This window comes from Micromonospora zhanjiangensis (genome assembly GCF_042650605.1).
Taxonomy (GTDB): Bacteria; Actinomycetota; Actinomycetes; order Mycobacteriales; family Micromonosporaceae; genus Micromonospora_J; species Micromonospora_J zhanjiangensis.
The window spans coordinates 42,212-50,273 of sequence record NZ_JBHSBN010000024.1 but is presented as its reverse complement, the minus strand read 5'-3'; the positions used below and the strand labels follow the sequence as shown (position 1 = coordinate 50,273).

Here is an 8,062-nt window from a genome sequence, read left to right as displayed (position 1 = left end):
GCTCGGCGTGAGCCGACTCGGCGTGAGCCGACTCGGCGTGAGCCGACTCGGCGTGAGCCGACTCGGCGTGAGCCGACTCGGCGTGAGCCGACTCGGCGTGAGCCGACTCGGCGTGAGCCGACTCGGCGGATTCGGCCCACGGCTCGGTTGCCGCCAGCAGGTCCGCCACGTCGGCGTCGGAGAACTCGCCGAAGACGCTGGTCAGCGTGCCCAGCTCGCCGGCCTCGGCCAGGCACCGGTCGCAGCCGGCGAGGTGGCGTTCGAAGACCGTCCGCTCGTCCTCGTCGAGGGCGCCGAGCAGGTAGAGCGCCAACCTGGTCTCCTCGACCGTGGCGTGTTCAGCGCTCTCTCCCATGACACCCCCTCTCGCGTGCCGTCCTCCCGACCCGAGCGGACCGCCCGGGGCGGTGCGCCGACCGGACGCCGGTCATGACGGCTCCGTCGGGCCCAGCACCGCGTGCAGCGAACGCACCGCGTAATACGCCCGTGACTTCACTGTACCTTCGGGGATGCCCAGCCGGGCGGCCGCTTCGGCCGTGGATGCGCCGCGAAAGTACAGCTCGATGAGCACGGCCCGGTGGTCGGGGCTGAGCCGACCCAGCCCCTGTCGGACCGTCTGCACCGTGACCAGCCGGTCGACCGCGTCACCCGTCGACGGCACCCGGTTGATGTCCGGGAGCCGGACCTCGGGCGGCCGGGCCCGGCGCGCCCGTGCGGCGTCGATGGCCACGTTGCGGGCCACGGTGTAGAGCCAGCCACCGACCTTCTCGACGTCGTCCGGCAGGACGTCCATGTTGCGCCAGGCCCGCAGGAAGGTCTCCTGGAGCAGGTCCTCGGCGAGGTCACGGTCGCCGAGGGTCAACCGCGACAGGAACCGGGACAACGGACCGGCGTACGCCTCGTGGATCCGGCGCATCCGCGCCTCCACCTGCGGATTCCCACCGTCCCCGGCCACGTCGCCGCCGGTGCCTAACGAATCAGCCATGCCGTCGGGTACCGCCGCCACGAAACGCCTCCCCAGGTCATGCGACACCGCCCGCGCATCGACCACCGCTATCTCTATCACGAGCGATGTTTCAGTCCCATGAACGGGACCCGCGGGCCTCCCTTCAAGAGACGTCGAGTCACCCGTTCCGGGTTCTTTCCCGACCTGACCGCCACGATCACTACAACGGGTAATTGTTAGGATCCCTTTTGGATGTTACTAGGTCCCCTTAGGATCGCCCCGCACCGGGCGGGTGAACATCGACGTCGACGGTGCCCCGGCCGGGCCGCGGCACCCGGACCCGGCCAAAAAATCTTCGACAGGCACCCGCTACGTTGAACCGAACCGCCCCGCCGTCCGTCCACACGACGAAGTTGCCACCCGAAGGGACCGGGACCGTGAAAAGCACCTCGTCAAGCCCCGTCGGCCGGAGGTTCAGCGGGCTCCGCGACCGGTTGACCCGGCGGATCGGCTGGCTACCGCGCAGCGCCGCGGCCACGATCGTCGCGGGGCTCGCGGTCCTGGCCGCGATCGCGGCGACCATCAGCTGGGGAATCGCCACGGCGCGGAACGATGCGACAACCGGGCGCAGCGTCACGGCCGAGCAGATGACCGCGATCGTCTCCGCCGCGCGGTCGTGCCCGATGCTGACCCCGGCCCGGGTCGCCGGCCAACTCATGGCCGAGTCCGGACTGGACAACAAGTCCTCCCGCACGGCATCGGGGGGCCGGGGTATCGCCGGGCTCCGCGACGCGGACTGGAAGAAGTGGGCCCCCTGGCCGGACGCCAAGCGGGGGGACAGCTCCGCCAACATCCTCGCGCTCGCACACCAGATGTGCGACCTGAGCGGGCAACTGCGGCTGGCCAAGACCCCGGGCGATCCGTGGCGGCTGGCCCTGTCCGCCTTCCACTCCGGCGTGCCGGCGGTCCGGGACGCCGGCGGTGTCACCTCCGCCAGCGGCAAGTACGTCGACCAGGCCAGCGGCTACGCGACCTACTACGCGAAGCTTCCGGCTTTCGGCGGGGCCGGCAACCAGCCACTCGGCACCGCCAGTCCGCCCGCGGACGCCAAACCGCTGCCCGCGCAGTACGTCCCGTCGGTGTTGGCCGCCGGCCAGGTCTGCCAGCAGGTCTCCCCCGCCCAGGTGGCGTCCGTGCTGATGGCGGCGTCGGCGTTCGATCCGAACCGGCTCGGCGCCGACGGCGCGCAGGGCATCGCCCAGTTCCTGCCGGACGTCTGGCAGCGGTACGCCCCGAAGGGCGCATCCGCCTGGGATCCGACCGTGGCGATCCCGGTCGTCGGCACCGCGATGTGCGGCATGATCACGGAGCTGGCCGGCCTGCCGGGCGACCCCTATCTGCTGTCGCTCGCGGCGTTGCGGGTCGGGCCGACGACGGTACGCCAGTCCGGCGGCACACCGGACGCGGCCACGAAGGCGTTCATCGACCGGGTGGCCTCCTTCACCGCGTACTACCGGCTGGACACCCGGCTCAGCGCCACCGCCGCGCCGTCGACCGCGCCGTCCTCCGGCTCGCCGACCCCGAAGGCGACCGGCACCAAACCGACCACCAAACCCACCGCCACCGCCGCCGCACCGCCGCCGCCGGGGAAGCCGGACACGCCGCTGCCCGGCAAGTCCTTCGTCCAGAAGCAGTCCGGCAAGTGCCTCGACGCCGGCGCCGGCGTCGACGGCACCCACCTGACGCTGCGCACCTGCAGCAGCGGGTCCGCCTCGCAGCGCTGGGACATCCGCGGCGACGGCACCATCCGCTCGGTCCTGACCGGGCTGTGCATGGACGTGGCCTGGGGCAACACGGCGACCGGCACCCTGGTGCAGACCGCGAACTGCAGCGGCAACCCGGCGCAGCAGTGGAAGGTCGAGTCGAACTGGATCCGCAGCCTGCTGGCCAACAAGTGCATCGACAGCGTCGGCAACAACCCGACCAACGGCACCGAGATCAACATCTGGGACTACGTCGGTAACCCGAAACAGACCTTCACCGCCAGGTAGTCGTCACGATGTCCGGACGACCCGCCACCCGCCGGTTCGACGTACGTCGGCACCGGCGGGTGGCGGGGCTGTTCGACCTGATCCTCGACGAGCCGGTCCCGGCGGAGTCCTCCGCCGCGGGTCGGGACGCCCGGCAGGTGGCCGACCTGGTACGCCGTTCCGCCGAACCGGCCGACGACGTCCGGGTGCTCGCCGGGGACGGCGGCGGCCGCGAGGCGCTGTTCCGCGAGGTCGCCGGGTTGCTCGGCAGGGACGTCTTCGTCACCCCGAAGGGTGCGGACATCCGGCACCAGGGTTCCGACGACGAGGCGGACGGGCTGTACGACGCCGTCGCCCTGGACCGGTCCACCCGCCAGCCGGTGGACTGGCTGGTCATCCAACCGCCGGACCTGTCGACCCCGCTGCCCGGCTGGTTCGCCGTCGACGGCGGCGTCGTCCGCCCGCGCGACGGGATCGTGTGCCTGCCGATGTCCGACGGGCTGGCGTTGGCCACCCGGGCCGACTTCGTCACCCGGCGGTCGGCCGCATACCGGCTCCGTACCGGTTTCCCCGGGCTGGCCACGGTCGCCGTCACGGTCCGGGCGGGCGCGTTCCTGACCAGCGACTACCGCGGCACCCAACGGACGCACACCGGCCTGCGGCTCGCGGCGGTCCTCGCCGAACTCCCCCTCTACGGCGCCGACCTGCGGCTCTGGCTGACCTGGCCGCCGGAGCAGACCGAGCAGCGGCAGTTGGAGGCCAACGTCCAGGAACTCGCCGACACCGTCGGGGCGACCGTCTGGACACCACCGGTCGGCGGCGCGGCGCAACTGCTCGACGACGGTCACGACCTGCGGGCCGTCGACTCCACCGGGACGCCGGGCCGGTGGCGGTGTCACCGGCCGACCGGCCTCACCGGTACGCCGGCGTTCCGCTCGGATCCGGACGGCCGCCTGGTGCCGGTCGCCCCGGCGGAGCCGGCCGCCGACCAGGTCACGCCGGCGCCGGTCGCCGCCGGACGGCCGGAACCGGTCACCGTACGCCCGTCCGAACGACCCTCCGTGCTGGTCGAGCAGCGCCGGGCGCCCGCGTCCGGCGTCGCCTGGCTGCGGCCCGGACAGTGCGTCAACGCCGACCCGTTCGACGTGTTCGTGGCCGCCGACCGGGAGCCGCGGCAGGCGGTCGAGAACGGCCTGCCGAGCCCCGAGCTGTTCCTGATCGGGCGGCTGGAACCGCGTCCGGCCCCGTCGACCCGCGCCGCGACCCACCTGTTCCGGATCCGGGTCGAACCCGGTGGCGCCATCCCGATGGCGTCCATGCGGTCGCACATACCGGCGAATCTCCAGCACCTGCTCGCCGGGCACGACGCGTACCTGCTGCCGGCCGGCCGGCTCGACCGGCTGCGGCTGCTGGCCGGCTACCAGGTCTCCGCGGCCGGTGCGCTCACCGCCGCCGGGGAGTTCGACGCCGCCCCGGTCCGCCTCGACTGCGACGGTTCCTGGCACGGCGTCGCCGGTCTGCCCAACGACGTACCCAGGTGGCCGGGTTCCCGGGCCGGGCGGGCCTACGCGCTGGTGCCCGCGCGCGGCTCCGGGCCGCCCCGCCGGTGGCTGCGGCTGTACCGGCGGGAGCCCGCGGTGGTCGCCGGTCGTCTCCTCCTGGAGGTCCAGGTACCGACCGGACGCGCCATCGACGTGGGCGCCACCGCCGAGACCCTCACCCGGCTTCCGGCGGTCCGGTCCCGGGCCGGGACGCTGTGGTCGGCGGGCGTCGAGTTGATCGTCCCGGCCCGGCACTACGACCGGCTCCGGGTCGACCGGGTGGCCGAGGCCACGGAATCCTCCTGGCGTCGACGGCGGAACGCCCCGAACGGCCCGCTGCCGACCGTGCTGTCCGCGCTCCAGTCCCCCCGGTCCGCGGCCGAACCCGTCCGGGCGGACTGACCCGGGCCCACCCGGCCGGCCGCCCGGCGGATCACCCACCGGGCGGCCCGCACGTCGACGGTCCGACCGGCCGGGATAGTTTCGCGGGGACAGTTCCGCACCCAGCACGGACGGGGAGGCCGATGAACGTCTCACCGCGACGGGCCTGGGCGGCGCTGGCCGTGATGTCCTTCGCGGCGTTCGCCTTCATCACCACCGAACTGCTGCCGATCGGTCTGCTCACCGTCATCGCGCCCGACCTGGACCGGTCCCGCGCGCAGGTCGGCCTGCTGGTCAGCGGGTACGCCGTGGTGGTCGCGCTGGCGTCCGTACCGCTGACCCGGTTGACCCGCCGGGTGCCCCGCCGGCACCTGCTCACCGTCACCATGGTCCTGTTCGCGGCCGCCAACGCGGTGGCCGCGCTGGCTACCACGTACCCCGTGCTGGCCGGCGCCCGGCTGGTCACCGCCCTGGCCCAGGCGCTGTTCTGGTCGGTCGCCACGGCCACCGTGACCGGGCCCTTCCCGGCCGCCCTGCGGGGCCGGGCGGTGGCCATGTTCTCCACCGGCGCGGCGCTGGCCCCGGTGGTCGGCGTGCCGCTCGGCACCTGGCTGGGACAGCAGGCCGGCTGGCGGGCGGCGTTCTGGGCCCTGGTGGCGGTCGGCCTGGCGGTCGCCGTCGCCGTGGCGGTCCTGATCCCGACCTACCCACCGGCCGCCGGCGGCGCCGCCCGGGGCAGCGCACCGGACCGGCGGCGGTTCGCGGTCCTGCTGGTCGCGACCGCGATGGCGGTCAACGGCTTCCTGATCCTGCAGACGTACGTGACGCCGTTCCTGCTGGACGTCGGCGGGTTCACCGAAGCCGTGCTGGCGCCGCTGCTGTTCGTCTCCGGCGCGGCCGGTGTCGCCGGCACGGTCGCGGTGGGCCGGGCCCTCGACCGCCGCCCGGTCGGCTCGCTGCTGGTACCCGGGGGCGTCGGTGCCGCCGCCCTGCTCGGCCTGACCGCGTTCGGCACGGTCCAGCCCGCCGTGGTCGTGCTGTTGGCCGGGACCGGGCTCGGCTACGCCGCGTTCGCCACCGCCGTGCAGAACCGGACGCTGCACCTGGCCCCGGACAGCACCGACGCCGCGGCGGCCGGGGTGAGCACCGCCTTCAACGCCGGCATCGCCGCCGGTTCGCTGCTCGGCGCCGCCGTGCTGAGCGGCCCGGGGCCGCGGCTGCTCGGGCTGGCCGGTGGCCTGCTGACCCTGGCCGCGGTCGGGTTGCTCGCCGTCGACACCCGGCGCAGCGACACCGCCGCGAGGGGCGCGGGCCCGAGCGGTCCGACGGGGGACCCGGGCGGCGTTCGACCCGTTCGGCGGGACCGGGCCGGACGAACGTCGTAGACCCGGCCCACCCGTACCCGGCCCACCCGTACCCGGCCGGGCCGGCACCTCCGGGACGAGCCACGGGGCCCGGACCGGGGCAGGCCGGGCAGCCGCGGCCAGCCTGGCCGGCGCCGCGGCTCAGGGCCTGCGGCGGGCCCGCAGCACGGCGTCGTGGATGACCGTCCGCCGTCCCTCCGGGTCGGTCACGGTACGCGGCCGGGACTCGGCGGCCAGCACCTCCCACCCGGTGGGGTCGAGCGTCGCCGCGACCTCCTCGGCGGTGTACATCATCTCGGGGAAGTGCATCCGGTGCGCCGTGGTCCGCAGGTCGGACGGGTGGTGTCCGACGATCAGCAGGGTGCCGCCGGGGGCGACGGCGGCGGCCAGCCGGCCGAACAACTCCCCACGCTCCTGTTCCGGCAGGTGCATGAACTGCGCCGACACCAACTGGTAGCGGTCCGCCTCGGGCGGCCGCTCGCGCAGGTCGGCGTGCAGCCAGTCGATCCGGCCGGCGAGCTCGGCGCCCGCCTCGGCGGCGTGCGTCGCGGCCCGGTCCAGCGCGGTACGGGAGATGTCCACCGCGGTCACCCGCCAGCCCCGCCCGGCCAGCCAGACCGCGTCGGCGCCCTCGCCGCAGCCGACGTCGAGGGCCCGACCGGGCGCCAGGTCGGTAGCCTCGGCCACGAGTTGCGGGTTGGGCCGGCCGCTCCAGACCGCCGGCCGGGCGGAGTACCGCTCCTCCCAGGCTGCCTCGGTGAACATCTCCGCCCTGGTCCGCCGGTGCGCGGCGAGCGCGGCCCGGGTCTCCTCGGCGATCAGGTCGGCGTTGATCGCCGCACCGGCGGTGAGCCCGGCCGCGGCGGACACGATCACCTGGGCGCGGACGTCGGCCACGTTGCCGGCCGCCCAGACCCCGGGTACGGCGGTCGCCCCGGTCGGGTCGACCGGGAGCTGACTGCCGATCACGTGCCCGCCCAGTTCGACGTCGACCGGCTTCAACCCGAGCGGCTCCAGCCCGTCGACCCGGGCGGTGAGCCGGGACGCGACGACCAGCGCGTCCACCGCGACGACCTCGCCGGAGGCCAGCCGTACGCCGGCCAGGGTGTCGTCGGCCAGCTCGAGGCCGGCCACCGGCTCGGACACGACGGTGATCTCCCGGGCCGCGAGTCGCTCCGCGGTCCCGGCGTCCGGTGCCGGTGTGCGGTGCGTGAACAGCAGCACGTGCGGACTCCACTGCCGCCACAGGTTCGCCTGTTCCACCGCCATCGGCCCGGTGGCCAGGACGCCGATCCGCCGGTCACGCACCTCCCAGCCGTGGCAGTACGGGCAGTGCAGCACGTCCCGCCCCCACCGCCGGGCCAGCCCGGGGACGTCGGGCAGCTCGTCGACCAGCCCGGTGGCCACCAGCAACCGGCGGGCCCGTACCGGCGGTCCGTCGGCCAGGGTGACCCGGAACACGTCCCCGTCGCGGTCCGCGCCCACCACCCGGCCGGCGACGACCTCGCCGCCGTACCCGGTCACCTCGGCGCGGCCGGCCGCCACCAGCTCCGCCGGCGACATCCCGTCCGCGGACAGGTAGTTGTGCATCTGCCCGGCGGGCGCGTTCCGCGGCTCGCCGGCGTCGACCACCAGGACCGACCGTCTCGCCCGGGCCAGTGCCAGCGCGCCGCTCAGCCCGGCGGCGCCGGCCCCGATCACCACCACGTCGTACGTCTGGTCCACCGTTACCTCCCTGATCTCCGTGCGCGACGGAGTTGTCGTCCCCGTCGAGGCCACGGTGCGCCGCCGGGCACCGGT

At 74.7% G+C, this 8,062-nt stretch carries 6 protein-coding genes; 3 read left to right on the top strand and 3 right to left on the bottom strand.

The window, feature by feature from the left end; translation table 11 throughout:
* Both ACFOX0_RS26350 and ACFOX0_RS26345 read right to left on the bottom strand, forming a co-directional pair.
* Positions 1-355 (bottom strand): zf-HC2 domain-containing protein (locus tag ACFOX0_RS26350; protein WP_377550786.1); only part of this gene is annotated, 355 nt, incomplete at its 3' end.
* Positions 356-427: 72 nt separating this feature from the next.
* Entirely contained in the window at positions 428-985 is a 558-nt protein-coding gene (locus ACFOX0_RS26345) for a sigma-70 family RNA polymerase sigma factor (RefSeq protein ID WP_377550784.1), read from the bottom strand.
* Positions 986-1,383: 398 nt separating this feature from the next.
* Between ACFOX0_RS26345 and ACFOX0_RS26340 the strand changes: the two genes are divergently transcribed.
* The 3 genes from ACFOX0_RS26340 to ACFOX0_RS26330 all read left to right on the top strand — a co-directional run bounded on the left by ACFOX0_RS26340 (position 1,384) and on the right by ACFOX0_RS26330 (position 6,283).
* Entirely contained in the window at positions 1,384-2,997 is a 1,614-nt protein-coding gene (locus ACFOX0_RS26340) for a ricin-type beta-trefoil lectin domain protein (RefSeq protein ID WP_377550782.1), read from the top strand.
* 8 nt (positions 2,998-3,005) lie between these two features.
* Entirely contained in the window at positions 3,006-4,919 is a 1,914-nt protein-coding gene (locus tag ACFOX0_RS26335; RefSeq protein ID WP_377550780.1) for a hypothetical protein, read from the top strand.
* Positions 4,920-5,041: 122 nt separating this feature from the next.
* On the top strand, positions 5,042-6,283 hold the full coding sequence (locus tag ACFOX0_RS26330) for an MFS transporter (protein WP_377550778.1): 1,242 nt from the start codon (positions 5,042-5,044) through the stop codon (positions 6,281-6,283).
* A 120-nt stretch (positions 6,284-6,403) separates the two neighbouring features.
* Here the strand turns inward: ACFOX0_RS26330 and ACFOX0_RS26325 are convergent, their stop codons facing one another.
* Positions 6,404-7,987: an FAD-dependent oxidoreductase gene (locus tag ACFOX0_RS26325; RefSeq protein WP_377550776.1), complete on the bottom strand. Its 1,584-nt coding sequence runs from the start codon at positions 7,985-7,987 to the stop codon at positions 6,404-6,406.
* Positions 7,988-8,062 lie beyond the last annotated feature (75 nt).